Raw genomic sequence first — 26,702 nt, forward strand, 5'->3', positions numbered from 1 at the left:
GATTCAACGGAGTTAGCCTAAGCTCGGGTTATATAGGCAATCTAGCGCGCTTTACCACGCTATCAGGCATTTTATTTGCCAATTGCCCTAGTGCTACCTGAATTCGCTTATGTAGCTTTTTATCTGCAACTGCGGAATGGAACAGCCATCTATAGGCATCTTCATAATCTCTAGGACTACCATGACCTTGATTAAATACATCTACGAGTCTTAATTGAGCGTTTAAGTTGCCAAGTGCTGCGGCCTCTCTCAGATAGGTTACCGCCATCGCTTTATCTTCTTGCACTAACTGGCCAACATCATAGTAACGACCTAATTGTTCAAGCGCCGCGGCAAGGCCCTGCTCTGCTGCCCTTTTCATATAATAAAGGCCAAGTTCAACATCTCTATCTACACACACAGCATAAGCTAGCATGTCACCATAGAGAAATTGATACGAAGGCAGCGCCATAATTTCAGCACGCGCTTCAATATCTTTAACCAGCTGACACTCATCCGCTTTAACCCGAGCAAGGTGTTGATTTTTTTCAATGAGCGCTAGTAGCTCTTGCTGCGTATACAAAGGCACAGCTTCGATAGCCTCTTCGGCAGATACTTTGCTCTGTATACTGAGACTTAAGGAAACACTCAATGCTGAAGCTGCAAAATAACGAAGTAAGTAATTCATCGAAGACCCATCAAAGTAAAGCTGATTGTTTAACTATAGCAGGCTGCAAAGGCAAATTACTTGCTTTGCAGCAACATCGACACTCAAATTTGATTAAGCATTATTCACGCCAAAGCGAAGGCTAATTTTATCATATGAGCAAACATTCGCTTACTTATCGGCAGGAAGATAAAAACTTGTAGGGTAATAGACACAAAAAAAGCTGCCGTAGCAGCTTTTTTCTTTATCAATCGACAGCAGGATTATTCAGCAAAAGGGTTGCGAACAATCATTGTCTCAACGCGATCTGGGCCTGTTGAGATGATATCAATTGGCACGCCAGTGATTTCTTCTAGGCGCTTGATATAGTTGATAGCGGCTTCTGGAAGCTGCTCAACAGAAGTTGCACCAAAGGTGTTTTCGCTCCAACCTGGCATTTCTTCGTAGACTGGAGTCACTTTCTCATAGCCTTCAGCAGCAAGAGGAGTCACATTAGTCACAGTGCCGTCTTCTAACTGGTAACCAGTACAGATTTTCACTTTTTCTAGACCATCAAGTACGTCCAGTTTAGTTAAGCAGAAACCACTGATGCTGTTGATTTGAACTGCACGGCGCATTGCCACTGCATCAAACCAACCGGTACGACGTAAACGACCTGTCGTTGCACCAAACTCGTTACCTTTCTCGCCTAAGTGTCTACCAACTGCGTCTTGCTTGTCTTGACCATCGTAAAGTTCTGTAGGGAAAGGACCAGAACCAACACGAGTTGTGTAAGCTTTAACAATACCTAAAACGTAATCTAAGTGTAAAGGACCAAAACCTGCACCAGTTGCAACACCACCAGCCGTTGTGTTTGATGAGGTTACGTACGGGTAAGTACCGTGGTCGATATCAAGTAATGTACCTTGCGCACCTTCAAATAGAATATGGTCGCCAGCAATACGTGCTTGATCAAGTAGTTCAGTAACGTCAACAATCATTGACTTAAGTACTTTTGCTACTTCCATTGCATCATCGTATGTCTTCTGGAAGTCTACTGGGTCTACTTTGTAGTAGTTAACCAAGGCGAAGTTGTGGAACTCTAATACTTCTTTAAGCTTCGCTGCAAATTGCTCTGGGTTGAAAAGATCGCCAACACGTAAACCACGACGTGCAACCTTATCTTCGTACGCAGGACCGATACCACGGCCAGTTGTACCAATGGCTTTTTCACCACGCGCTAGTTCACGCGCTTGGTCTAGTGCAACGTGGTAAGGCAAGATCAAAGGACATGCTTCGCTGATCAATAGACGCTCACGTACAGGAACGCCACGCGCTTCAAGCATGTGGATTTCTTTCATTAGTGCATCTGGTGCAAGTACTACACCATTACCAATTACACATTTAACGTCTTCGCGTAGTACACCTGATGGGATCAAGTGTAGTACCGTTTTCTCACCGTTAATTACTAGTGTATGGCCAGCATTGTGTCCACCTTGATAGCGAACAACTAAAGAAGCCTTATCTGTAAGTAGGTCAACTACTTTACCTTTACCTTCGTCACCCCATTGGGTGCCTAATACAACGACGTTTTTACCCATTGCAAATTCACTTAGAAAAAATTAGGCGCAGATTTTACCAGAAAACCATAGTCGAAATCACCCCAATTTGCCTAATTTTTCTGCTTTCAATTAGATTGATGATGTAAAGCATCAAGGTAAGTTACATAACTTGTTGAAAAGGTGGATTAATAGCTGAAAATCAAACAACGTATTTTATTTTTATATCAAAATAGCTGTATTGTTCGGATTAATCGATAACTATCTCTTTGTTATCAAAAGTAAACTTTTATAAAACGTAAAAAGCCCAAAGGTTAACCTTTGGGCTTTTAAAAATATGGCTCAAGCTTGCTCGCGAGCAGTTATGCTTGAGTGGCTAGCCTATAGCTCTAAATCGTCTTCAACTTCAGCAAGGCCTTTATCTTCTCCCTCTTCAGGCATAATAACCGCTTGCGCTAGGAGCATTTCTCTCAACTTGCCTTCAATTTCGTTGGCAATCTCAACATTTTCTTTTAAAAACTTAATTGAGTTTGCTTTACCCTGACCAATCTTATTGCCGTTGTAGCTAAACCAAGCACCCGCTTTATCAACCAGTTTGTGTTTCACACCTAAGTCTATCAACTCACCTTGTTTCGACGTACCTTCACCGTACATGATGATGAACTCAGCTTGCTTAAATGGTGGTGCTACTTTGTTTTTCACAACCTTAACGCGAGTTTCGTTACCAACAACCTCATCACCTTCTTTCACTGAACCGATACGACGAATATCAAGACGTACGGATGCATAGAATTTAAGTGCGTTACCACCAGTTGTGGTTTCAGGGTTGCCAAACATCACGCCAATCTTCATACGAATTTGGTTGATGAAAATACATAATGTGTTCGAACGTTTGATATTAGCTGTAAGCTTACGCAATGCTTGTGACATGAGTCGAGCCTGCAAGCCAACGTGTGAGTCACCCATATCGCCTTCGATTTCAGCTTTAGGGGTAAGTGCTGCTACCGAGTCAATAACAACCAAATCAACCGCGCCAGAACGAACTAACATGTCACAAATTTCAAGCGCTTGTTCACCGGTGTCAGGCTGTGATACTAATAGCTCATCAACATTAACGCCTAGCTTTTCAGCATAGATTGGATCGAGTGCGTGTTCAGCATCAACGAACGCACATGTTTTACCAAGCTTCTGCGCCTCTGCAATCGCTTGTAATGTTAGCGTTGTTTTACCTGATGATTCTGGACCATAGATTTCAACAATACGACCAGTTGGTAAGCCGCCGATACCAAGTGCAATATCCAGACCTAGTGAACCAGTTGAGATGGCTTCAATATCTAGCGCCTTGTTCTCACCCAGTTTCATGATTGAGCCTTTACCAAACTGACGCTCAATTTGTGATAGTGCTGCGTCTAATGCCTTTTGCTTGTTATCGTTCATTTGCTTCTCCAATTCAGCGTAATGACACCTAGTATACTGTATGAAATTACAGTATCAAGTAGAATTTTATGATTTTACCATCGCTATAGTATTTTTTAATGCGAATTCAATAGCTTGAACTCTTACTTCGGCCCTACTTCCAGTAAATACTTGGTGAAATGCCTGAACTTTTTCACTATTTGCAATAGCAAACCATACAGTACCTACGGGCTTATCAACACTGCCCCCTGTTGGTCCTGCGATACCAGACACAGCAATAGCAACTTCAGCATGGGCTGCCTGCTGAGCGCCTTTGACCATTTCCAAAACCGTTTGCTCGCTCACTGCACCAAATTGCGTTAGGGTTTGTTGCGATACTCCCAATAATTCATGCTTAGCTTGATTACTGTATGTCACAAAACAACGTTCTATATATGCAGAGCTCCCCGGCGTATCTGTTAACGCATAACTCACCCCACCACCCGTACATGACTCTGCGGTAGTGATTGTTACGCCGTTATTCGTTAGAATAGCGCCCAATTGTGCCGCATATTCGGCTATCTCTTTGTAGTGCTCCATAGGAAAACCTTTTAGGTATCAACAATGTCGTCAGATCTTTATTCAGAACACACTATAAACCAACAAACCCCAATGATGCAGCAATACCTGCGAATTAAAGCTCAGCATCAAGAAATCTTGCTGTTCTATCGCATGGGCGACTTTTATGAACTTTTCTTTGACGATGCCATCAGAGCGGCGCAGCTTCTTGATATTTCTCAAACCTATCGCGGTAAAGCCGGTGGCAATCCAATTCCAATGGCAGGTGTTCCCTATCATGCAGTTGAAAACTACCTAGCTCGATTGGTACAACTGGGTGAATCTGTTGCTATTTGTGAGCAAGTTGGTGACCCTGCGACCAGTAAAGGTCCTGTAGAACGTAAAGTTGTGCGTATTGTTACTCCAGGTACCGTCACCGACGAAGCACTATTGCAAGAACGCCAAGATAATTTACTTGCGGCGGTCTACCAACATCCAAAAAACTTAGGTTATGGCGTTGCCTATCTTGATATTAACTCGGGCCGATTTAATATCGTAGAGCTACAGACTGACGAAGCACTTAATTCCACGTTACAGCGCTTGCAGCCCGCAGAATTGTTATATCCAGAATCATTTCAGAACCTTTTAGTGCTAGAAAGCATTAAAGGCAGTCGTCGCCGCCCGGATTGGGAGTTTGATTTAGACACTGCAAAGCATTTACTTTGTCAGCAGTTTGAAACCCGCGACTTAGTCGGTTTTGGTGTCGACAATGCCAATATGGGTTTAATCGCTGCAGGTTGTGTCATGCAATACGTGAAAGACACGCAACGCACCGCATTACCTCATATTCGTGCGATCACGCTCGAAAAGAATGAGCACGCGGTGATCTTAGATGCCGCGACGCGCAAAAACTTAGAGCTGACACTGAACCTCTCTGGCGGTGTTGAAAACACCTTAGCGCAGATTTTAGATAAGTCTTCAACGGCCATGGGTTCGCGCTTACTAAAACGCCGCATTCATACGCCCGTGCGCGAACGCAAAGAGCTCAATGCTCGACTCAATGCGATTGCGAGCCTTATCGAACAACAACTATGCATGGAAGTTTACGACGCACTAAAACACATTGGCGATATTGAACGAGTCGTAGCCCGGTTAGCGTTGTTTACCGCTCGTCCGCGTGATCTAACACGCTTAAGAAGTGCATTACAAGCGTTACCGCCACTGCATGAGATATTACAAGATGCGACGGATGCGAGACTTCAGTCTATCATTAGCCACTCACCGGCATTACCTAAGTTACAAGATTTGTTAGAACGAGCGGTTATCGACAATCCCCCTGTTCTCATTCGTGATGGAGGGGTGATAGCACAGGGCTACAATGCAGAGCTTGACGAGCTACGCGCATTAAGCGCAGGTGCCACGGATATATTAGAAAAACTTGAAGAAAGAGAGCGCGAACGCACAGGGATCTCGACATTAAAAATTGGGTATAACCGCGTTCATGGATTTTATATTGAGATCAGCCGCGCCAATTCGCACTTAGTGCCTGCGGAATACATTCGCAGACAAACACTGAAAAATAACGAACGCTATATTATTCCTGAGCTAAAAGAGCATGAAGACAAAGTGCTTGGAAGCCAATCGAAAGCACTAGCACTTGAAAAGCGACTATATGAAGAGCTCTTTGAACTCATTGCACCTTATATTGAACAATTGCAAGTAATGGCAGCAGCACTTGCGGATTTGGACGTACTAAACACCTTAGCAGAACGTGCTCAGACACTAGACTATTGCAAGCCCACGCTTACCGAAGGCACTGAAATTGATTTAGTGGATGGTCGCCATCCAGTCGTAGAACAAGTAAGTAAAGAGCCATTCATTGCCAACCCAGTAAAACTCAACGATGAACGTAAAATGCTCATTATCACTGGGCCAAATATGGGTGGTAAATCGACCTATATGCGTCAAACCGCGTTAATTGTGTTGATGGCGCATATTGGCAGCTATGTACCGGCAAGCGCAGCCACCATCGGAATTGTCGATCGTATTTTTACTCGCATTGGTGCAAGTGATGACCTTGCCTCTGGGCGCTCAACCTTTATGGTTGAAATGACCGAAACTGCAACCATTTTAAACAATGCAACCGCCCAATCATTGGTGCTAATGGACGAAATTGGTCGCGGGACAAGCACCTATGACGGTTTATCACTCGCTTATGCGACAGCGGATTATCTCGCCAGCAAAATTGCAGCAAAAACACTGTTTGCTACTCATTATTTTGAGTTAACCGAATTGGCTGAGCAACAAGCAGGCCTTGTTAATGTGCATTTGGATGCCGTTGAACATAACGATACCATTGCCTTCAAACACACCGTGATGGAAGGGGCTGCAAGTAAGAGTTTTGGTTTACAGGTAGCAAGTCTTGCCGGTGTGCCAAAAGCGGTGATTAAGTTGGCGAAACAGAAACTCGCTTTGTTAGAGCAACATCAGAGTGTCGTTGGCGATAAGCCTGTTCATGTTGCCGCGCCTGTACAGCAGAGCTTAATGCTTGCCAATGAGCCTTCTGAGGTTGAAGCGCTACTTGCAGATATGGATCCCGATGATATGACACCGAAGCAAGCTCATGCTTTGCTATATCAACTTAAATCTATGCTATAGAAAGTAAAAAGCGGCTAAAAGCCGCTTTTTTAATGTTCTCTTACAATTAGAACTTGTGGTTATACTGAAGACCAAAGATCATCGCATGACCTTTAGAGCGATAGCCCCACTCACTGAATCTGTCAGCTTCAGTGAAAGTTTGTGTTTTACCTCTTAAAACACTGATCCCGAAATCTACAGTTGCTTGGTTAGCAAGTGTATACTCCGCACCAAATGAGTACCAAGTACGGTCTGTATCAGGAATTGAGATAGACAGATGGTTTTCATCCGCTGGTGACTCATCATACGCCATACCTGCACGTAGTTTCACCGCATTACTAAGCTGATAGTCAGCACCAACTGCAAAACGTAATGAATTAGAGAAATTCTCTTCTTTAGTGAATACTGAACCTGCGCTACCAACTACAGCTTCAAGTTCATCAAAACTATTCCAGCCGGTCCAAAGTACGCTGTAGTGTAGTGAGGTTTCTTGGTTTAGTTTATGAGAACCTGAGATCTCAGCGATCGCAGGTAACGTTACATCTACTGAACCTGGTAGTGACGCGCCATTCAAGCCGCCCATCGCTGCTGGTAAGTCGTTACTAAAGTGACCATCAAATGTGATATCTGTTTCACTGCGGTAATGAAAGCCGATTAGGTTGTTTTCATCAATTTGATAAGCAACGCCTAGGTTCCAACCAAAGCCATAATCGTCACCTTCTAAATGTACTGCTTGAGTACTTGCTGGCAAACCTGTCGTTGTCGCACCAAGGTTACGGACGATTTTAGCATCGGCATAAACTTCATTAATACCAAACGCTACGCTCCATTGCTCATCAATTTGGTAAGCAGCAGAAATACCTAAATTAACAGTCTTAATTTCAGTTTCACCCGCGATTTGGCCAGCAACGTAATCCTTATCGAATTCAGTAGATAAGCCAAACTGTGAATAAATACCTGCACCAATCGACCATTGGTCATTATATTTGTGTGTTGCATAAATAGCAGGAATAATAGCACTTGGTGCAATACTATTGTCATTTAACGCTGACGCAGGGATACCATTGCTAGTACCTGTTCCCGTCAGGCTTACGTCCGGTTGAACATACATAGCTGCTACTGATAATTGCGTGCCCGATAGCTTACCCATCAATGCAGGGTTACGCGCTACCACTGACGCATCGTCGGCTGCAGATGCTTCACCCGCATAAGCACGACCAAGGCCAGATACGTTTTGTTCCGCAAGTTGGAAGGCGGCAGCTAGTGCTTGTGATGACGATAAAATCGCACCTGATGCGATAAGACCTAATAATACTTTGTTCATACTCTAATCCCCTGTGAACTAACCATTTCTCTGAGTAATGGTTAAAAAAACCAATTCGAGTAAAACTGCGTAGCCTCACTTTGACCTTGCTCACCTAGCCAATATCCAGCTATGCCACACACCCACCAAATTGGCAGAATAATAAATTCATGACACCCTACCTAAAAGTGGAGTAGAAATCTCCTTTTTTGCGACTTTTCGTTGATTAAGTGAACATATAACGAACAAATTACGCACTTTATAAACTCATCGGATGAGATTGATTATCAAATGATAATAATTACCAATATCATTGACGTACCTTCATACCTTATATACACTCTTCAATCTGAGTAGGAGTCATTCTGTGTGCTAATCGTGCCAAGGAGAACAACATGTCGATAGCATTAATCGTTTGCGCTTTGGTATTTTGCGGTCTCAGCGTATATTGCCTGTGTAAAGCAAACTACTGTGCCTGTCGCCACGCGGGAGAATGCGATAACCCGGTCAGTCAATACTGGCTAGGGGCTATTGTCGCAGCGCTACTATCATTGCTGCTAAGCTGTGCAGCGTTACATTCGGAAAAAGGAACATTACTGTGGGTATTAATGATGGCAAGCTGTATGACTGGCGCGATGCTCTCTGCTAGATGGCAAAACCTCAAAAGACGCTGTAAAAACGCTTTCTTCCCAGTCGCGCAATCCAAACCTTAAATCAATAATTGATCTCTTAGCAATCGTGAGAGGTTAATTTGATAATCAAGCGGCCTAACACTTGCGATCACTTTGATGTCTGACTCGCTTAAATCCAAATCTTTTGCCGTAACATGGTGGAGATGTTTGGTATTGTAAAACACTCGTACAAGAGGCGCGGTGGGTGCATGTTTATTGCCTTCTAGTACCAATCCTAATCGCTCGTTGGTCAGTTTAACAATAGTTCCTACGGGGTGAACCCCCATACACTTAATAAAACGCTGCACTAAAATAGGATCAAATTGCTTTTTACTCGACAGCAAAAAGCGTAATGCATTAATAGGCTCATCAGCCTCTTTGTGGTGCTGATCTGAGGTTATGGCGTCGTATACATCCACAATCGCCATCATTCTTGCCGCAGTGCTGAGTGCGTCGTCTTTAATCCCTCTGGGATAGCCTGTACCATCTAAGCGTTCATGATGGTTGATGATCATGTCCAGCATGATTGGCGTGATCCCAGACTCTCCTTTACTCAACCCTAACGACTGTGCCACATGTTTTTTTACCGCACGATACTCAAGATCGGTAAAATTACCCGGCTTATTGATCAGCCCCTGCGGTAGCTTAGCGTGACCAATGTCATGCAACATCGCCCCCATGGCTAACTGTTCAATAATGTGATGTTGCAAACCGAGGTGCTTCGCAAATACGGTGATCAGAATTGCGCAATTGGTCATATGACGCCAATTGTAGGCATCTTTGTCTTTGATCCGAGTTAAAATCGCCATCGCATTTGAATTACGCAGTACCGAATCTACGATGTCTTTACTTACCTCATTGATGAGGCTCATATCAACCTTCAAACCCGATGTTACATCTCCATAGAGGCTTTGGATCTGACGGTTATTTTTTTCAAACTTTTGCATCGCAACCGCAAACTCTTGCTGCAAAGTTTGTTCTTTACTCACCGTTTTGGCTTTGGATTTTGGCTTGCTGCGAGCGGTGGAAAGACTGCCATCCATGCTATTTTTGGCGGCAGGTTTTTCAGGGGCTTGTGGTGCTTCAGTGACCGGTTCTGCTGGCTGCTGGTATTTCTGTGGTACAGGAATATCGCTCTGCGTAAAGTCTATAGTGAGCTCCAGTACCCCTTTATCAATCAGTTTTTGAATGATGGCTTCATCTCTGACCATTCCCCGAGATTTGATCTTAATGCCCGTGTCAGACTTATGCTTGTGAACATTATCCACAAACATTCCTGGTCTAAGATCTTCAATGGGGAGGACAATCTGCATGAATCGCTTACACTACGTAGTTAGCCAATGAATATTAATACCATTGAATGAGGTGAAACACCATCTATTCAGATTAAATTCACACAAAGGTATGGTGAAATTACAACCACTCAGAAACGCTTGTTATACCAGTTTACTTAATTAAGTGATTTAATTTGAGGTATTTATGAAGTGTTGCAGAAGGGGAAACCCAACACCATATACATGCTGGGTTTTATACAGTTGCTATTCTTGGAAATAAGTTCCCCAGCCGTCGTATTCAACGCCAGCGTCTAGTGCAACCTTTTCTAACTTGTCTACGTCTTCCATGATAACGTCGGTATCCAGTTCGGCTTCTACTACAACATCAAAGCCCCAAATTTTACCGCCGTCTTCGAGCTCTAGCTCTGCAGGTTCTTCAACATCATAGCCCAATTTAAATGCCGCTAATGCTGCTGCTTCCAGCTTGTCAAAATCCTCGCTTACAAAGTGATGTTCTACTTCATAAAGCGTTTCAGGGTTTGAACCGTCTTCTAGCAATGAAGAAACGATGTCTTCACTTATCTCACGCCAGTTTTCCATTATTTTAATCTCGCTTTTGCATCTAGTTCAGCTATTCTTTGAGCCATTTTAGCATGGATCTGAGCAGCGTGATCCCTTGCTGGCACTTCTGGGTCTAAATATTCTGGTTCTAGCATGTCGATATAGACCTTACCATTATTCCAACGATTGAGCTTTATCTGCTCATGCGTTGAACTCATACATACTGGGATGATAGGCACATTGGCGCTCATTGCAGTGTGAAATGCCCCGGTTTTAAATGGCAACAAACCGCGACCATAGCTTCTGGTTCCTTCAGGGAACATCCAAACCGATAGTTTTGACTCAGTGATTTTTTTTGCTGATTTGGTCAGTGTCCCCAAGGCTTTAGAACGATTAGCTCTATCAATCAAAATGTTGCCAGATAGCCAATACATTTGCCCAAAGAACGGGATCCACTTTAAGCTTTTTTTTCCCATGCTGACGGTGTTTTTTGGCACCACGGCCGGCAGCGTAAAGAGATCATAATTATTTTGATGATTTGCAACATACATCGCGGGGACAACATGCTTGGCATTTGCATGCTGCGTAATAACCAACTCAACGCCTATCAACTTTGACATATAGCCATACCATTTGGCTATCGTGTGCACATTGTTGGCATGAAAAGGACGCACAATGCACAATAACAATCCGCAAATACCACTAACAATGATAAACACTGCTAATAAGAGAATTCGTATAATGGCAATCAATTTAACCACTCCAGAATTAAAATCTCGCGCATTATAGTAAAATAAGCGAACACTTGTAAGCTCAAAATGATGATAGTTTTGAGATTGCCAGAGGAGTCTCAAGGTATGATAGTTAAGATACTGATCTGTTTATAGAAAATAAAAATGCCGCTGAGTAGCGGCATTTGACACACGATTTATCATTTTTGCAAAATTTAGCTCATTGCGTTTTGCAGCTTTTTCATTGCTGACTTTTCTAGCTGGCGTACACGCTCTGCCGACACGCTATATTTCTCAGCTAGATCTTGTAGCGTTGCCTTTTCGTCAGCAAGCCAACGTGCACTCACGATATCTTGAGAACGCTCATCAAGCGTTTTCAGTGCTGCAAATAGGCGATTATGTGACTGCTCTTGCCACTGCTCTTGCTCAACTTCTTCGGCAAGGTCACTACTTGTGTCTGTTAAATACTGTACTGGAGAGAAGTTACCCGCTTGGCTTTCGTCATCATCAGCAGATAGGTCAAAGCCCATATCTTGGCCTGCCATACGAGACTCCATCTCGCGTACTTCTTTCTCACTTACACCAAGCTCGTTTGCAACCGTTGTCACTTCGTCTTGGTTAAACCAACCTAAACGCTTTTTATTTTTGCGCAGATTGAAGAATAATTTACGCTGCGCTTTTGTCGTCGCAACTTTAACTATACGCCAGTTCTTTAATACATATTCATGGATTTCTGCTTTAATCCAATGTACCGCAAAAGAAACAAGACGCACACCCACACTTGGGTCAAAACGCTTTACTGCTTTCATCAACCCAATATTACCTTCTTGGATTAAGTCAGCCTGAGGTAGGCCATAGCCCGAATAACTTTTTGCGATGTGAGCAACAAATCTCAAATGAGACATAATGAGTTGCTTAGCCGCGTTAAGATCCCCTTCTTCCTGAAGACGTGTCGCAAGTTTTTTCTCTTCCTCAGCGCCAAGCATAGGTATTGTGCTTACAGATTGAAGGTAACCTTCAACACTTGCGCTTTGCTGCCCAGTTAGTGCTAATGCGTATAAATCTTTAGTCATGTTTCACCTCAGTGATAAACCGTTTCGTGTATATTTAGCACTCTAACATCTAGAGTGCTAAATGCAATCTACTTTATCTGATTTTTAAAATCAACCTTTTTAGAAGAACTTCAATAACAAAATATAAACCATTGAATAATATTAAAAATATTGAATTAACTAGGCTTCTTTTTACGATATTATTTTTTTATGACAGTGCTAAATTTAATTAGTTCTGATTGTTTGAGTGCTAAAATCTGATAGTAATTGGCAATCGACTGCTAAACTTTAGCAGTCGATTGGTGTTTGTAGCGTTAAATCACACCTTTTCAGGTTCAATCTCTTTGATATAACGGTGTACAGAAAGAAAAGAGCCAACAAACCCTAAAGTAACCGCAGTGCCAAGTAGCACTAAAAGTTCATTCCCTGCCATTCCCTGAAGCACAAAGTTGCTTTGATATACCCCAACAACCGTAGATACAGCTGACTCCAGCCACCACAACATAAGGCCAACACAGATAAAGGCAACCAAACCGCCGACTATGCCATACCATACACCAGTCCAAAGAAACGGAGCCTGAATAAAGGTATTGGTCGCTCCCACCAGTTTTAGCACTTGAATTTCTTCTTTCTTGTCCATGATGGATAAGCGTATGGTATTTCCAATAATCAAGATAACGGCGCTAAGCAACAGAAATCCCACGGTGATCACACTTTCTTTTAGTAACCCCAGTAGTGCATTTAGGCGCTCTAGCCATTCAATATCCAGCTTACCAAACTCGACCTCGCGCTCTTTTTCAAGTTTAGTGAGAAGCTCTGTTGCGGCTTGTGGTTTTCTAAAACGACTAACAGGCGTTACTAGCACAACATTAGGCAGCGGGTTTTCTTCTAAATAGTTAAGCGCCTGACCAAAGCCAGACATAGACTTAAATTCGTCCAGAGCTTGGTTTTTACTTATCAGTACTACTTTTTCTATTTCTGGATAGAGTGCAAGCCGCTTCACCAAGGTTTGTGTCTGTGCTTCTGTCATTTCATCTTTAACGAACAATGATATTTCAGATGCCTCTTTAAACCCGCTACTTACCTGCTGTACATTTTTCACTACCACATAAAGCGTCGCGGGCAATGTTAGGCTGAGTCCCAAAACTAGAATAGTCATTAAAGAGGCCATTGGCGTACGCCACATTTCCCCAAGGCTCTGTACACCTTGACGAATAATCATCAAACAAAAAAAGTAAAAATGATGAAATATCGATTTTTTACTCTGTTCAGCCTGATTTCCTCGTCCTTTAAACAGCAAACTCATAGCGTGTCCTCCGCCAGCGGATCTTGTAGCATGCGTCCTTGATTAAGCGTGAAGCTACGGTATTTCATACGTGCTATTAACCCCAAATCATGAGTAGCGATAAGAACGGATGTACCACGGCGATTAAATTCTTCAAATAGGTTCAGAATTTCCATCGATAGTTCTGGGTCTAAGTTTCCCGTCGGTTCGTCTGCAAGCAGCAAAGGCGGCGAGTTAACAATCGCTCTTGCTATGCCAACACGTTGCTGTTCACCTCCAGATAACACACTCGGATGGCACTTTGCTTTATCAAGCAAACCCACTTTGTCCAAAGCGGCATGTACTCTTTTGGTGATCTGTTTATGGTGAGTACCTTCAATAACTAAAGGTAGTGCGACGTTATCAAATATGCTGTAACGTTCGAGTAGGCGGTGGTTTTGAAAAATAATCCCAATATCTCGGCGAACGAAAGGAACTTGCCGGTTAGATACCGTATTGAGATCAACACCATTAATGTAGACACGGCCTGCTGATGGCCTTTCCATCACGCTAACCAACTTTAATAATGTACTTTTACCAGCGCCACTGTGGCCGGTTAAAAATGCGAGTTCTCCATTTGCAAGTTCAAAGCTAACTTTTTCCAGCGCTTTGTGCCCACCAGGATAAGTTTTGCTCACTTGCTCAAATTTAATCATGTTGGCCTCTTATACTTATTTTAACCATGACGCTCAGTCCGTGGCATTGTAGCAATTCGGCAATCGAATAAAGCGGGCAAATTTGCCCGCTTTATTGCAACTGATGTCTCTATTTATTCTTGACTGAACAAAGCCTCGATAAAATCATCACTCTTAAAGGTGCGTAAGTCATCAATACCTTCACCTACACCTATATATCGAATTGGCACCTTAAACTGATCCGCCACAGCAAAGATAACCCCACCTTTGGCTGTACCATCAAGCTTAGTTAACGTGATACCAGTTAAGCCAACCGCTTGATTAAACAGTTTTACCTGACTAATCGCATTCTGACCAGTTCCGGCATCAATCGTCAACATCACTTCATGTGGCGCGTCAGGGTCTAACTTTTTCATTACTCGAGCAATCTTCTCAAGCTCTTGCATTAGGTTATCTTTATTTTGTAATCGACCCGCTGTATCCGCTATTAATACATCGATATTTCTCGCTTTAGCCGCTTGGAAGGCATCAAATACCACCGACGCAGAATCAGCTCCGGTGTGCTGGGCAACAACAGGGATACTGTTTCTTTCACCCCATACCTGTAACTGCTCTACCGCAGCCGCGCGGAAAGTATCGCCAGCCGCCAACATGACAGATTTACCTTCGCTTTGAAACTGTTTGGCAAGCTTACCAATTGTTGTCGTTTTACCAACGCCATTTACGCCAACCATTAAGATAACAAAAGGTTTCTTATCGGCAGGGATCTCAAGCGGTTGCTCTGCCGTATTTAAGATCTCTGACATTTCTTTTTTCATTAGATCATATAAAGCTTCACCGTCTTTTAACTGCTTTCTATCAGCAGCATCAGTCAGGTTATCTATCAGCTTCATCGTGGTTTCAACACCAATATCAGCCGTTAGCAATTGCGTTTCTAGATCTTCGAACAACTCATCATCGATTTTCTTGCCTTTGAATACCGAAGCAAAGCCTGAGCCGATATTGGCCTTGGTTTTCAACAAGCCTTTTTTAAGGCGGGAGAAGAAACCTTCTTTTTTCGGCTTTTCTTGTTCTTGAGCTAATTGTGCCTGACGTTCTGCTTCTTCACGCTCGGCTTGTTCTTTAGCTAATTGTGCTTGACGCTCTGCTTCTTCACGTTCAACTTGCTCTTTCGCTAATTGTGCCTGACGCTCTGCCTCTTCACGCTCAGCTTGTTCTTTAGCTAATTGTGCTTGACGTTCTGCTTCTTCACGCTCAGCTTGTTCTTTCACTAATTGTGCCTGACGTTCTGCTTCTTCACGCTCAGCTTGCTCTTTCGCTAGTTGTGCTTGACGTTCCGCTTCTTCACGCTCAGCTTGTTCTTTAGCTAATTGTGCCTGACGTTCTGCTTCTTCACGCTCAGCTTGTTCTTGAGCTAATTTTGCTTGGCGTTCCGCTTCTTCACGATCGGCTTGTTCCTTTGCTAACTGTTCTTGACGTTCTGCTTCTTCACGCTCGGCTTGTTCTTTAGCTAATTGTGCTTGACGCTCTGCTTCTTCACGTTCAACTTGCTCTTTCGCTAGTTGTGCCTGACGTTCTGCTTCCTCACGCTCAGCTTGTTCTTTAGCTAATTGTGCCTGACGTTCTGCTTCCTCATGTTCAGCTTGTTCTTGAGCCAATTGCGCTTGGCGTGCTGCTTCTTCACGTTCAACTTGCTCTTTCGCTAATTGTGCTTGACGTTCTGCTTCTTCACGCTCAGCTTGCTCTTTAGCTAATTGTGCCTGACGTTCTGCTTCTTCACGCTCGGCTTGCTCTTTAGCTAATTGTGCCTGACGTTCTGCTTCTTCACGCTCGGCTTGTTCTTTCGCTTGTTGTGCCTGACGTTCTGCTTCTTCACGCTCAGCTTGCTCTTGAGCAAGTTGTGCCTTACGTTCTGCTTCTTCACGCTCAGCTTGTTCTTTCGCAAGTTGTACCTGACGCTCTGCTTCTTCACGCTCGGCTTGTTCTTTCGCTAGTTGTGCCTGACGCTCAGCCTCTTCACGCTCAGCTTGTTCTTGAGCTAATTTTGCTTGGCGTTCTGCTTCCTCACGCTCAGCTTGTTCTTTTGTTAACTGTTCTTGGCGCTCAGCTTCTTGTTGCTCTTTATCGGATTTACCAAAGCCCAACCAAGATAAAAATTTGTTTTTCTTTCCCATATTCACTTATGACCGTGTTAGATAAATTGCATAAACCCAAAGCAAAATGTTGATGATCTTGCTACCATACTCGAAAACGCCAATCCGCATCAGCTTATTGCTTTTACTTGGATTGATATCACACTTAATTTTGGGCTCGAAAGGCAAGCCGAGGATGGCAACCTTAGTGCTTAGACAAAATTGCGTGCAAGTGTACCATGTTCCGTAAGGATGAAAAATCCTGACACCAAGAACCTTTAATAAAGAAGCAAATTACGTCGCTATGAGAAAATCTAAGCCTAAGTCAAATACCAAACAGTCTGGTTTCATCCGCCTGATCAGTGGTAAGTATAAGGGTCGCAAGTTACCAGTTCATGATGTTGTGGGATTAAGACCAACAACAGATAGAATGAAAGAAACCGTTTTTAATTGGCTCATGCAGGACGTAAGAGACGCAAAAGTACTCGATTGCTTTGCCGGTGCTGGCAGTCTAGGATTTGAGGCTATTTCACGCTTTGCAGCAAGTGGAACTTTTATCGAACTGGATAAAACCGCGGCGACACAGCTTAGCAATAATGCAACTTTACTCAAACTAGATAACGTTGAAATCATTAATACCGACGCGTTAACCATGCTGGCAAATAACCTTAAGCAACAGCAATATGACTTGGTTTTTATTGACCCACCCTTTCGCAAAGGGCTTGTGACTCCTTGTTGTGACTTACTTGAGTCACAATCTTGGCTCAGCGAAGACGCACTTATCTACGTTGAATTTGAACAAGAGGCACAACCTGAAACACCAGAAAATTGGCAAGTGATTAAAGAAAAGCATGCAGGACAAGTGATCAGCCGCCTTTATCAGCGCTGAAATTCCCTCATAAAGAATGAAAAAACAGCCGTTAGCGTATGACATGACAGGGCTGGTGTTTTTAGCTATAATTTAGGCTTTACATGCGGTCTTGCTTCAGATTACAATACCGCACCATTTTTGAACCAATTGGCTAGTTTTTAGCCAGATAGAGCTAAGCTCATTAATTAGGTAGGTGAATTTTTAATGCCAGTAATTAAAGTAAGAGAAAACGAGCCGTTTGACGTTGCACTACGTCGTTTCAAACGTTCATGTGAAAAAGCAGGTATCCTTTCTGAAGTTCGTCGTCGCGAGCACTACGAGAAGCCAACTGCTGAGCGTAAGCGCAAAAAAGCTGCAGCGGTTAAGCGTCACATGAAGAAGCTTTCTCGCGAAAACGCACGTCGCGTTAAATTATACTAATCAGTATTGGTCTTGTATCAATGAGCTTATTAGTTACGCTAAAAGACGCGCAAAAAGAAGCGATGAAAGCCAAAGAGAAACTTCGTCTTGGCGCGATTCGTGCGGTACTTGCTGAAATTAAACAGCGAGAAATCGACAACCAAACTACACTAGACGACGCAGGCATTACTGCGGTTTTAGTTAAGTTGGTTAAGCAGCGTCGCGATTCTTATACCCAGTATAAAGATGCAGGGCGTGAAGACTTAGCTGATATCGAAGCTAACGAAATTAGCGTACTTGAGACATTCCTTCCTAAGCCACTTAGCGAAGATGAAATTGTCGAGCTAATTGATGCCGTGATTGCACAAACTGGTGCGTCAGGCATGCAAGACATGGGCAAAGTAATGGGTGCGATTAAAGCCGAAGCTGAAGGTCGTGCTGATATGGGTAAAGTCTCTGGTTTAATTAAGCAAAGACTTACCGCTTAAGCCCACATACAATTGTATGATTGATAAGTGAACCGAGCCTAGTGCTCGGTTTCTTCGTTTTAGGCGTCATGTGCATCAATGCAGTACTGGTAATACCAATTTGCTTAATTAAGTGATCTATTTTGAGGCGAGAAAATCTTGTCGATAATCAGGCAAAAATTTTGCTATTTAGTTGTTCTAAATGAGAAATTTTTAACGCAGTTAGCGTCAGATTTGCTCCTTCAAATTGAGCAAGTATTAAGACTAATTGGTATAAAATACCTTAATTGAATTAAGTTGATTTTTTCTCGTTGCTACTTGATATAATGCGCTCACTCACTAGTACAACTTCGGAACTTAAATGAAAGGCAAAATCCCTAGACAGTTTATTGATGACTTGCTCGCAAGAGCGGACATTGTCGAGCTCATAGACGGTCGTGTGGGATTAAAAAAAGCAGGAAAAGACTATCAAGCCTGCTGTCCATTTCACAATGAAAAAACGCCTTCATTTACCGTGTCACGTGATAAACAGTTTTATCATTGCTTCGGATGTGGTGCTAATGGCAACGCTATTTCCTTTTTAATGGAATACGACAAGCTTGAGTTTGTTGATGCTATTGAGGAACTAGCCGCCCTATTAAACTTAGAAGTACCACGCGAAAACGCCCCACAAGGGCCGCAGCGTTCAATGGAAGAAAAAAAGTCTGACTATGACTTAATGCTCCAAGCCGCTAAGTTTTACCAGCATCAGTTAAAACACCATAGCAATGCCACTCAAGTAATTGACTACGTAAAAGGCCGCGGCCTGAGTGGCGAAACTGTACAAAAGTTTATGATTGGTTATGCACCACCTGAGTGGGAGTCATTGTGTAATCAAATAGCCCGCAAGCCTGAGCACAAACAACAGCTACTTGATTTAAAGTTAGCATCAGAAAAGTCAGCTGGCCGCCAATTTGACTTCTTCCGCGATCGCTTGATGTTCCCTATTCGTGATAAACGTGGTCGTGTCATCGCATTTGGCGGAAGGATAATGGGTGCAGATCAAGGCCCTAAATATCTAAACTCGCCTGAAACACGCATTTTCCATAAAAGTTTCGAACTTTATGGTTTTTATGAAGCTAAACAAGCGCATAAGCAATTAGATAAAGTGTTGATTGTGGAAGGCTATATGGACGTCGTTGCCTTAGCAGAAAAAGGCATTGATTACGCCGTTGCCGCATTAGGCACTGCAACCACCGCTGAACACATGCAAACTTTGTTTCGTAATACCGACAGAGTGATATGCTGCTACGACGGTGACAGAGCTGGCCGTGATGCAGCTTGGCGTGCGCTTGACCATGCTCTACCTAACTTAAAAGATGGTAAATCACTACAGTTTGTCTTTTTACCTGATGGTGAAGATCCAGACTCATTAGTACAGCAAGAAGGCAAAGACGCCTTTGAAGCGCGGCTGGAAACGGCAACCGATTATACGCAAGTATTGTTTACGAAATTACGCGAGCAATGCGACCTTACAAATGATGCAGGTAAATCTAAGCTACTTACCGATGCCATTCCACTCATTAGCAAAATACCCAGTGACTACTACCAAGAGAGTTTGTTAACCACCTTAGCCAGGTTAATTGGTCGTACTCGTGAGCAACTTAGTGCTAAATTAGCAAGTAACAAACAGCAGAATAAAATTGAGCGCCAATTTAAAGTCACACCGATGCGCCGAGCAATTGGCTTACTGCTCCAACATCCACAGCTTGCGCAAACAGTTGAGTACATGCCTGAACTCGGTGAAATGGCGATCCCGGGTATTCAACTGCTGCTGAGCTTACAAATGTTATGTCACGATAACCCGCAAATAAACACAGCGCAGTTACTTGAACATTATCGCGACCAAGCTGAATTCGATGCCTTGAAAAAGCTTGCGGTGTGGCAACATGGCGTTGCTGAAGATAGGCTAGAAGACGAGTTTAAAAATACTTTTCAATTTATTGAAGATCAATGTTTAAATTATCGCCTAGAGACCCTATTAATAAAGGAGAAAACCGAAGGCCTAACAAATGATGAGCGGCTAGAATGCGCACTCCTTACCCAAGCGCTTAAACAGTAGAAGTTCTAGTCAATAGCAATTTTCGGTGCTATAATGTTCTATTCACTGCGTCATCAAAATTTAGCTGTTAAATAGCTGGCGCCTGTTGTATCAACTTTTCAGAGTGGAAGCAAATTTCTCTATGGATCAATCTCCTCAGTCACAACTCAAACTTCTGATTCAGAAAGGTAAAGAGCAAGGTTATTTAACTTTTGCAGAAGTTAACGATCATCTTCCACAAGACATCATAGACTCAGATCAGGTAGAAGATATCATCAGCATGATCAACGATATGGGTATTCAGGTCTCTGAAAATGCGCCTGATGCTGATGAGTTGATGATGCAAGAAACAACAACAGATGAGGATGCTGCGGAAGCAGCGGCTGCGGCTTTAGCAACAGTAGAAAAAGAAATTGGCCGCACAACTGACCCTGTTCGTATGTATATGCGTGAAATGGGTACGGTTGAACTTCTAACTCGTGAAGGCGAAATCCAAATCGCTAAGCGTATTGAAGAAGGGATCAACCAAGTACAGATTTCTGTTGCAGAATACCCTGAAGCTATTACTTACCTTCTAGAGCAATGGGACAAGTACGAAGCAGAAGAAATGCGCCTAAGCGACATTGTTTCTGGTTTCTTTGACCCTAATGCTATCGAGGAAGACGAAGCACCAATTTCAGCAACACACATCGGTTCTGAGCTAAGTGATGAAGACTTAGATGACGAAGATGATGATGAAGATGATGACGATGACGATTCAGAAGAAGGCGATTCAGGTCCGGATCCTGAAGAAGCTCGTGAGCATTTTGAACAACTTCGTACGCTGTACAATAAAGCGCGAGAAATTTTTGAAAGTAAAGGTCGTTCGCACCCAGATGCGAAAGCTGCAATTCAGGAAATCGGCGATCACTTCCGTACTTTCAAGTTAGTTCCTAAGCAGTTCGACCGAATGGTAAATAACATGCGCGACATGATGGACAAAGTGCGTGTTCAAGAACGCATCATCATGAAGCAAGCAGTTCAGATTGCCAAGGTACCAAAAAAGGTTTTTGTTAAGCACTTTGCTAACAACGAAACCGATACCGCATGGATCGACGCTGAAATTGCATCAGGTGAAAAACACTCGGCAAAACTTGCTGAAGTAAAACCTGAAATCGAGCGTTGTGTTAACAAGCTTAAAGCGTTTGAAGATAGCACTGGTCTTAGCATTGAGCGTATTAAAGACATCAACCGTCGCATGAGCATTGGTGAAGCAAAAGCTCGCCGGGCGAAGAAAGAGATGGTTGAAGCGAACTTACGTCTTGTAATTTCAATCGCTAAAAAGTATACCAACCGTGGTCTGCAGTTCTTGGATCTGATCCAAGAAGGTAACATCGGTCTGATGAAAGCGGTTGATAAATTTGAATACCGTCGTGGTTATAAGTTTTCAACATACGCAACTTGGTGGATCCGTCAGGCGATTACACGCTCGATTGCGGATCAGGCAAGAACTATCCGTATTCCAGTGCATATGATTGAAACGATCAACAAGCTGAATCGTATCTCTCGTCAAATGCTACAGGAGATGGGCCGTGAGCCAAGTCCTGAAGAATTGGCAGAGCGTATGATGATGCCTGAAGACAAGATCCGCAAAGTGTTAAAGATCGCCAAAGAGCCAATCTCAATGGAGACGCCAATTGGTGATGATGAAGATTCACATCTTGGTGACTTTATCGAAGACACTACTATTGAGTCGCCGATTGATTCAGCAACGATGGAAAGTCTTCGTGGCGCAACCAACGAAGTGCTGGCAGGCCTTACTGCTCGTGAAGCTAAAGTACTACGTATGCGTTTCGGTATCGATATGAATACAGACCACACGTTAGAAGAAGTGGGTAAACAGTTTGATGTAACACGTGAGCGTATTCGTCAGATTGAAGCTAAAGCGCTACGTAAGTTGCGCCACCCTTCTCGCTCAGATCTATTAAAGAGCTTTTTAGACGTTAAAGGCTAAAAAGTAGCAAATAAGATTAAGGCCGCTATTCAGCGGCCTTTTTTATATTAATTGGATTAAATAGGTATACACACATGGCTTGGATCCAAATCCGAATTTATTCAGATAAAGCCGATGCCGATGCTTTAAGCGATATGCTTATGGATGTCGGTTGTCCGTCTGTCACATTCATGGATAGTAAAAACAATCCCGTTTACGAACCAAAACCTGGCGAAGTCATCTTATGGCCTGAAACAACGGTGATTGGTTTATTTGAAGCGAACCATGATATGCAAGCAGTCGTTGACTTTGTCCAGTCACAATATGACAAACCGTTAAACTACAAGCTTGAACAGCTAGAAGACAAAGACTGGGAACGCGAGTGGATGGATAATTTCCACCCAATTAAGTTTGGCGAGAGATTATGGATCTGCCCAAGCTGGCGTGATGTGCCAGATCCCAATGCTGTCAATGTGTTACTAGATCCAGGCCTTGCATTTGGTACTGGTACCCATGCCACAACCGCACTTTGCCTGCAGTGGCTAGAACAACAAGACCTCAGTGGCAAAACGGTCGTTGATTTTGGCTGTGGCTCTGGGATTTTAGGCATTGCAGCAATCAAATTAGGCGCTGAGCGTGTGATTGGTATTGATATCGATCCACAAGCGCTTATCGCAAGCCGCGATAATGCCGAGCGTAATGGCGTTGCAGATAAGCTAGAAGTGTATTTACCTGAAAATCAGCCGCAATTCAGTGCTGATATCGTTGTTGCTAATATTCTTGCACAGCCGCTGAGAGAGCTACACGAAATCATTCTCGGCTTCTTGGGCGACAAAGGCGCCATCGCCATGTCTGGTATTTTAGAAGAGCAAGCGCAATCCGTTGCGGATGTTTACGCACCATTTTTAAAGCTAGACAACATTGCCCAACAGGGTGAATGGACGCGCGTCAGCGGTGTGAAAAAATAAGGCTGCTAACGTAACGCTGACAAAAGTATCAGCGAGTCAATGAAAGTTAGTAAGTTTTAACTGGTAAAGCCTGTAATTAACAGGCTTTACGCATTTTTCACAGCTTAAATTTTCGGCTCAAATTGTACCTTTAAAATTGTTTTTGCATAAATTTCGTGCAAATTATCTGGGCTCTCAGGTTGTTATCAAATGTCAACCCATAAAGTTCAAAAAAAAAGCAATTATGTTCAATTTATAACCTTTGATTTTTGCGAAAAAAACCGTAAACTTAGCGCCCCTTGAGGTAAGGCGGATTAAACTGTAGTGCGTATTGGTCCATACCAACTTGAAAACAATCTTATCGTAGCACCAATGGCTGGGATCACCGACAGACCGTTTCGACAACTGTGTCGACGTCTAGGTGCGGGGCTTGCGGTATCAGAAATGTTGTCTTCAAATCCAAAAGTGTGGAAAACCGATAAGTCGCAAAATCGCATGGATCACAGCGGTGAATCGGGCATTCGCTCGGTACAAATCGCAGGAGCAGATCCTGAGTTGATGGCGCAAGCAGCACAATTTAATGTCGCAAACGGTGCGCAGATCATAGATATCAATATGGGCTGCCCCGCTAAGAAAGTGAACAAGAAGCTTGCAGGCTCAGCATTGTTGCAATATCCAGAGTTGGTTGACGAAATCGTAACTGCTGTGGTTGCTGCCGTTGACGTACCTGTGTCGTTAAAAATCCGTACAGGATGGGACACAGACAATCGTAACGGTGTTGAGATTGCTCGCATAGCTGAACGTCGAGGCATTGCTTCGCTAGCCGTGCATGGCCGTACAAGAGCATGTATGTACAAGGGCGAAGCTGAATACGCCACGATCAGAGAAATTAAACGTTCAGTATCTATTCCTGTGGTAGCAAACGGTGACATTACGTCTCCTGAAAAAGCGAAGCAGGTGCTGGAATACACGGGCGCAGATGCCATTATGATTGGTCGAGCCGCCCAAGGTCGTCCTTGGATTTTCCGAGAAATAGACCACTATTTGCGAACCGGTGAACATTTGCCAGAACCTGAAATAGCAGAGGTTCGAGCAATATTGATGGAGCACTTAGTAAATCTCCATCAATTCTATGGTGAGCCAATGGGAGCGCGCATCGCACGCAAGCATGTATCTTGGTATTTGCAGGCCCATGACCAAGAAGGTCAATTTAGGCGAGTATTCAATGCCTTGGAGACGCCAGAAGCGCAAATCGAGGCATTAGAAGACTATTTTGAAACATTAGGGTGAATGAATTTATTCATCCTTCAGGCTAACTAAGAAAGAGACATAACGATGTTCGAACAAAATGTGACTTCTCCATTTATTACTAACGCTCATGTTCAGTCACAAGAGAAACCGCAACCTTTGCGCGATGCAGTTAAAAAAGCTGTACATCACTACCTAAAGCAGCTTAATGGTCAAGACGTACAAGACGTTTATGAGTTAGTTCTTTCTGAGCTTGAAGCACCTCTACTTGAAGAGGTTATGACTTATACTCGTGGTAACCAGACTCGTGCAGCGATCCTTTTAGGTATCAACCGTGGCACACTTCGCAAGAAGCTAAAAAAATACGGCATGAACTAAGTACTGCTGGTAAAATTTAGTTGATAAAAAAGCACCTTCGGGTGCTTTTTTATTGTTTAAAATTCAGCAGCTAGCGGACATTTATCCTTTTCATATCGCACTTTTCTCATGTTTATCTCGCCTTTTAACATCGTCATCTTAACAATAATGCGCTAAAATACCGGCTTTCTAAGCTAGCCCTTAACTAATCATTGAGGAAACCTGAACCATCATGGATATACATCGTCCAATTCGTCGCGCCCTACTAAGCGTGTCAGATAAAACCGGTATCGTTGAATTCGCCACAGCTCTTGCAGCTCAAGGCGTAGAAATTTTATCAACCGGCGGTACTTGCAAACTACTTGCAGACAACGGCATTAAAGTAACAGAAGTATCTGATTACACTGGCCACCCAGAAATCATGGATGGTCGCGTTAAAACGCTTCACCCAAAAGTGCACGGCGGTATCTTAGGACGTCGCGGTCAAGACGAAGACGTCATGACTGAAAACAATATTTCAGCAATCGATATGGTAGTAGTCAACTTATACCCCTTCGCACAAACTGTTGCGAAAGCTGACTGTAGCCTAGAAGATGCAATCGAAAACATCGATATTGGTGGTCCAACTATGGTTCGTGCTGCGGCTAAAAACCACAAAGATGTGACCATTGTTGTAAATGCGAATGACTACAGCCGTGTCATTGAAGAAATGAAGGCGAACTCTGGCTCTACAACATACAAGACACGTTTCGACCTTGCTATATCGGCCTATGAGCATACCGCACAGTATGACGGCATGATTGCGAACTACTTCGGTAAAATGGTTCCGGATTATACGGAAGAAGCAGCAGAGGAAACCAAATTCCCTCGCACTATCAATATGCAATTCACTAAGAAGCAAGATATGCGCTACGGTGAAAACTCGCATCAAGACGCTGCTTTCTATGTTGAAAACAACATAGAAGAAGCATCCGTCGCGACGGCTAAACAACTTCAAGGTAAAGCGCTGTCTTATAACAATATCGCTGATACCGATGCAGCACTTGAGTGTGTTAAAGAGTTTGATAAGCCGGCTTGTGTTATCGTAAAACACGCAAACCCTTGTGGTGTTGCAGTAGATGACAATATTCTTGCCGCCTATGACCGCGCATTTAAGACCGACCCAACTTCTGCCTTCGGTGGTATCATCGCCTTTAACCGAGAGCTAGACGGCGATACTGCGGAGGCCATCGTAGCGCGTCAGTTTGTTGAAGTTATCATCGCGCCTAGCGTATCAGAAGAAGCCGCACAAATCGTTGCTGCGAAGCAAAATGTACGCTTGCTAGAATGTGGCCAGTGGTCAAACAAAACCACAGGTACTGATATTAAGCGTGTTAATGGCGGTATCTTAGTACAAGATCGTGACCAAGGCATGGTTGGTTTGGACGACCTTAAGGTGGTTTCAAAACGTCAACCTACAGAGCAAGAACTAAAAGATCTACTGTTCTGCTGGAAAGTCGCTAAATTTGTTAAGTCTAACGCGATTGTTTACGCCCGTGATGGGATGACTATTGGTGTAGGCGCTGGTCAAATGAGCCGCGTATATTCTGCAAAAATTGCAGGGATCAAAGCCGCCGACGAAAACCTAGAAGTACCAGGTTCTGTGATGGCTTCTGATGCGTTCTTCCCATTCCGTGATGGCATTGACGCTGCTGCAGCTGCAGGTATCACCGCGGTTATCCAGCCGGGTGGTTCAATGCGTGATGAAGAGGTGATTGCCGCCGCTGATGAAGCGGGAATGGCAATGGTGTTTACCGGCATGCGCCACTTCCGCCATTAATCAATAAAGCGCGAAACTTATGAGTTTCGCGCTTTTTGTTTCAGCTAATTTCCAGTATTCTGGCTACAGCATAATCATAACAGAA

23 protein-coding genes are annotated in these 26,702 nt (G+C 43.4%); 11 read left to right on the forward strand and 12 right to left on the reverse strand.

All coding sequences use genetic code 11. The annotated features are described in order from the left end of the window. Positions 1 to 28 precede the first annotated feature (28 nt). The 4 genes from JJQ94_RS21140 to JJQ94_RS21155 all read right to left on the reverse strand — a co-directional run bounded on the left by JJQ94_RS21140 (position 29) and on the right by JJQ94_RS21155 (position 4,179). Complete coding sequence (locus JJQ94_RS21140; protein WP_010378945.1) at positions 29 to 667, reverse strand: tetratricopeptide repeat protein; 639 nt, start codon at positions 665 to 667, stop codon at positions 29 to 31. A gap of 242 nt (positions 668 to 909) precedes the next feature. Then, positions 910 to 2,226, reverse strand: a complete 1,317-nt coding sequence (locus tag JJQ94_RS21145) for an adenylosuccinate synthase (protein ID WP_099030356.1) — start codon at positions 2,224 to 2,226, stop codon at positions 910 to 912. A gap of 339 nt (positions 2,227 to 2,565) precedes the next feature. Then, on the reverse strand, positions 2,566 to 3,621 hold the full coding sequence (recA, locus tag JJQ94_RS21150) for a recombinase RecA (RefSeq protein ID WP_017218478.1): 1,056 nt from the start codon (positions 3,619 to 3,621) through the stop codon (positions 2,566 to 2,568). A 66-nt stretch (positions 3,622 to 3,687) separates the two neighbouring features. Beyond that, on the reverse strand, positions 3,688 to 4,179 hold the full coding sequence (locus JJQ94_RS21155; RefSeq protein ID WP_099030357.1) for a CinA family protein: 492 nt from the start codon (positions 4,177 to 4,179) through the stop codon (positions 3,688 to 3,690). A gap of 24 nt (positions 4,180 to 4,203) precedes the next feature. On the opposite strand from JJQ94_RS21155, the gene mutS reads away from it, so the two are divergent. Further along, a complete protein-coding gene (gene mutS, locus JJQ94_RS21160; RefSeq protein WP_099030358.1) occupies positions 4,204 to 6,795 on the forward strand; it encodes a DNA mismatch repair protein MutS in 2,592 nt (863 codons plus the stop codon). Between the two features lie 46 nt (positions 6,796 to 6,841). Here mutS and JJQ94_RS21165 read toward each other — a convergent pair whose 3' ends face one another. Further along, positions 6,842 to 8,098 carry an outer membrane protein transport protein gene (locus tag JJQ94_RS21165; protein ID WP_099030359.1) on the reverse strand — a complete coding sequence of 419 codons (1,257 nt, stop codon included), beginning with the start codon at positions 8,096 to 8,098 and terminating at the stop codon, positions 6,842 to 6,844. 374 nt (positions 8,099 to 8,472) lie between these two features. Here JJQ94_RS21165 and JJQ94_RS21170 point away from each other — a divergent pair, with 374 nt between their 5' ends. Then, on the forward strand, positions 8,473 to 8,790 hold the full coding sequence (locus JJQ94_RS21170) for a hypothetical protein (protein ID WP_099030360.1): 318 nt from the start codon (positions 8,473 to 8,475) through the stop codon (positions 8,788 to 8,790). Here JJQ94_RS21170 and JJQ94_RS21175 read toward each other — a convergent pair. The 7 genes from JJQ94_RS21175 to ftsY all read right to left on the reverse strand — a co-directional run bounded on the left by JJQ94_RS21175 (position 8,787) and on the right by ftsY (position 16,499). Beyond that, positions 8,787 to 10,061: an HD-GYP domain-containing protein gene (locus JJQ94_RS21175; RefSeq protein WP_099030361.1), complete on the reverse strand. Its 1,275-nt coding sequence runs from the start codon at positions 10,059 to 10,061 to the stop codon at positions 8,787 to 8,789. The two genes, JJQ94_RS21170 and JJQ94_RS21175, sit on opposite strands and share 4 nt — an antisense overlap. 225 nt (positions 10,062 to 10,286) lie before the next feature. Further along, the gene (rraB, locus tag JJQ94_RS21180; protein ID WP_010374098.1) at positions 10,287 to 10,622 is read right to left on the reverse strand and encodes a ribonuclease E inhibitor RraB; all 336 of its coding nucleotides are present in this window, start codon (positions 10,620 to 10,622) and stop codon (positions 10,287 to 10,289) included. After that, on the reverse strand, positions 10,622 to 11,335 hold the full coding sequence (locus JJQ94_RS21185; RefSeq protein WP_172439935.1) for a 1-acylglycerol-3-phosphate O-acyltransferase: 714 nt from the start codon (positions 11,333 to 11,335) through the stop codon (positions 10,622 to 10,624). Before JJQ94_RS21185 ends, rraB begins: the two co-directional genes overlap by 1 nt. Before the next feature lie 194 nt (positions 11,336 to 11,529). Continuing rightward, positions 11,530 to 12,387, reverse strand: a complete 858-nt coding sequence (gene rpoH / locus JJQ94_RS21190) for an RNA polymerase sigma factor RpoH (RefSeq protein WP_010374102.1) — start codon at positions 12,385 to 12,387, stop codon at positions 11,530 to 11,532. Positions 12,388 to 12,685: 298 nt separating this feature from the next. Continuing rightward, positions 12,686 to 13,672: a permease-like cell division protein FtsX gene (ftsX, locus tag JJQ94_RS21195; protein ID WP_099030362.1), complete on the reverse strand. Its 987-nt coding sequence runs from the start codon at positions 13,670 to 13,672 to the stop codon at positions 12,686 to 12,688. Next, the gene (gene ftsE, locus JJQ94_RS21200; RefSeq protein WP_099030363.1) at positions 13,669 to 14,346 is read right to left on the reverse strand and encodes a cell division ATP-binding protein FtsE; all 678 of its coding nucleotides are present in this window, start codon (positions 14,344 to 14,346) and stop codon (positions 13,669 to 13,671) included. The genes ftsX and ftsE overlap by 4 nt, the downstream gene beginning before the upstream one ends. Positions 14,347 to 14,459: 113 nt before the next feature. After that, complete coding sequence (gene ftsY / locus JJQ94_RS21205; RefSeq protein ID WP_201435437.1) at positions 14,460 to 16,499, reverse strand: signal recognition particle-docking protein FtsY; 2,040 nt, start codon at positions 16,497 to 16,499, stop codon at positions 14,460 to 14,462. A gap of 262 nt (positions 16,500 to 16,761) precedes the next feature. Between ftsY and rsmD the strand changes: the two genes are divergently transcribed. From rsmD to purH, 9 genes are all read left to right on the forward strand, one after another. Next, entirely contained in the window at positions 16,762 to 17,346 is a 585-nt protein-coding gene (rsmD, locus tag JJQ94_RS21210) for a 16S rRNA (guanine(966)-N(2))-methyltransferase RsmD (protein WP_099030365.1), read from the forward strand. A gap of 186 nt (positions 17,347 to 17,532) precedes the next feature. Further along, positions 17,533 to 17,748, forward strand: coding sequence for a 30S ribosomal protein S21 (gene rpsU, locus JJQ94_RS21215; RefSeq protein WP_010362466.1), 216 nt, complete (start codon positions 17,533 to 17,535; stop codon positions 17,746 to 17,748). A gap of 20 nt (positions 17,749 to 17,768) precedes the next feature. Then, positions 17,769 to 18,215, forward strand: a complete 447-nt coding sequence (locus JJQ94_RS21220) for a GatB/YqeY domain-containing protein (protein WP_010374111.1) — start codon at positions 17,769 to 17,771, stop codon at positions 18,213 to 18,215. A 340-nt stretch (positions 18,216 to 18,555) separates the two neighbouring features. Continuing rightward, positions 18,556 to 20,295 carry a DNA primase gene (dnaG, locus tag JJQ94_RS21225; RefSeq protein ID WP_099030366.1) on the forward strand — a complete coding sequence of 580 codons (1,740 nt, stop codon included), beginning with the start codon at positions 18,556 to 18,558 and terminating at the stop codon, positions 20,293 to 20,295. Positions 20,296 to 20,416: 121 nt separating this feature from the next. Next, positions 20,417 to 22,267, forward strand: coding sequence for an RNA polymerase sigma factor RpoD (rpoD, locus tag JJQ94_RS21230; protein ID WP_010374116.1), 1,851 nt, complete (start codon positions 20,417 to 20,419; stop codon positions 22,265 to 22,267). 74 nt (positions 22,268 to 22,341) lie between these two features. After that, on the forward strand, positions 22,342 to 23,214 hold the full coding sequence (gene prmA / locus JJQ94_RS21235) for a 50S ribosomal protein L11 methyltransferase (protein ID WP_010607189.1): 873 nt from the start codon (positions 22,342 to 22,344) through the stop codon (positions 23,212 to 23,214). A gap of 303 nt (positions 23,215 to 23,517) precedes the next feature. After that, positions 23,518 to 24,483 carry a tRNA dihydrouridine synthase DusB gene (gene dusB, locus JJQ94_RS21240; protein ID WP_045962649.1) on the forward strand — a complete coding sequence of 322 codons (966 nt, stop codon included), beginning with the start codon at positions 23,518 to 23,520 and terminating at the stop codon, positions 24,481 to 24,483. A gap of 45 nt (positions 24,484 to 24,528) precedes the next feature. Further along, positions 24,529 to 24,819 (forward strand): DNA-binding transcriptional regulator Fis, encoded by a 291-nt coding sequence (gene fis / locus JJQ94_RS21245; RefSeq protein WP_010374122.1) that lies wholly within the window; start codon positions 24,529 to 24,531, stop codon positions 24,817 to 24,819. Positions 24,820 to 25,030: 211 nt separating this feature from the next. Next, a complete protein-coding gene (gene purH, locus JJQ94_RS21250) occupies positions 25,031 to 26,617 on the forward strand; it encodes a bifunctional phosphoribosylaminoimidazolecarboxamide formyltransferase/IMP cyclohydrolase (protein WP_099030367.1) in 1,587 nt (528 codons plus the stop codon). The last annotated feature ends 85 nt before the right edge of the window (positions 26,618 to 26,702 follow it).

Origin of the sequence: Pseudoalteromonas sp. GCY (assembly GCF_016695175.1) — a bacterium.
Lineage (GTDB): Bacteria > Pseudomonadota > Gammaproteobacteria > Enterobacterales > Alteromonadaceae > Pseudoalteromonas.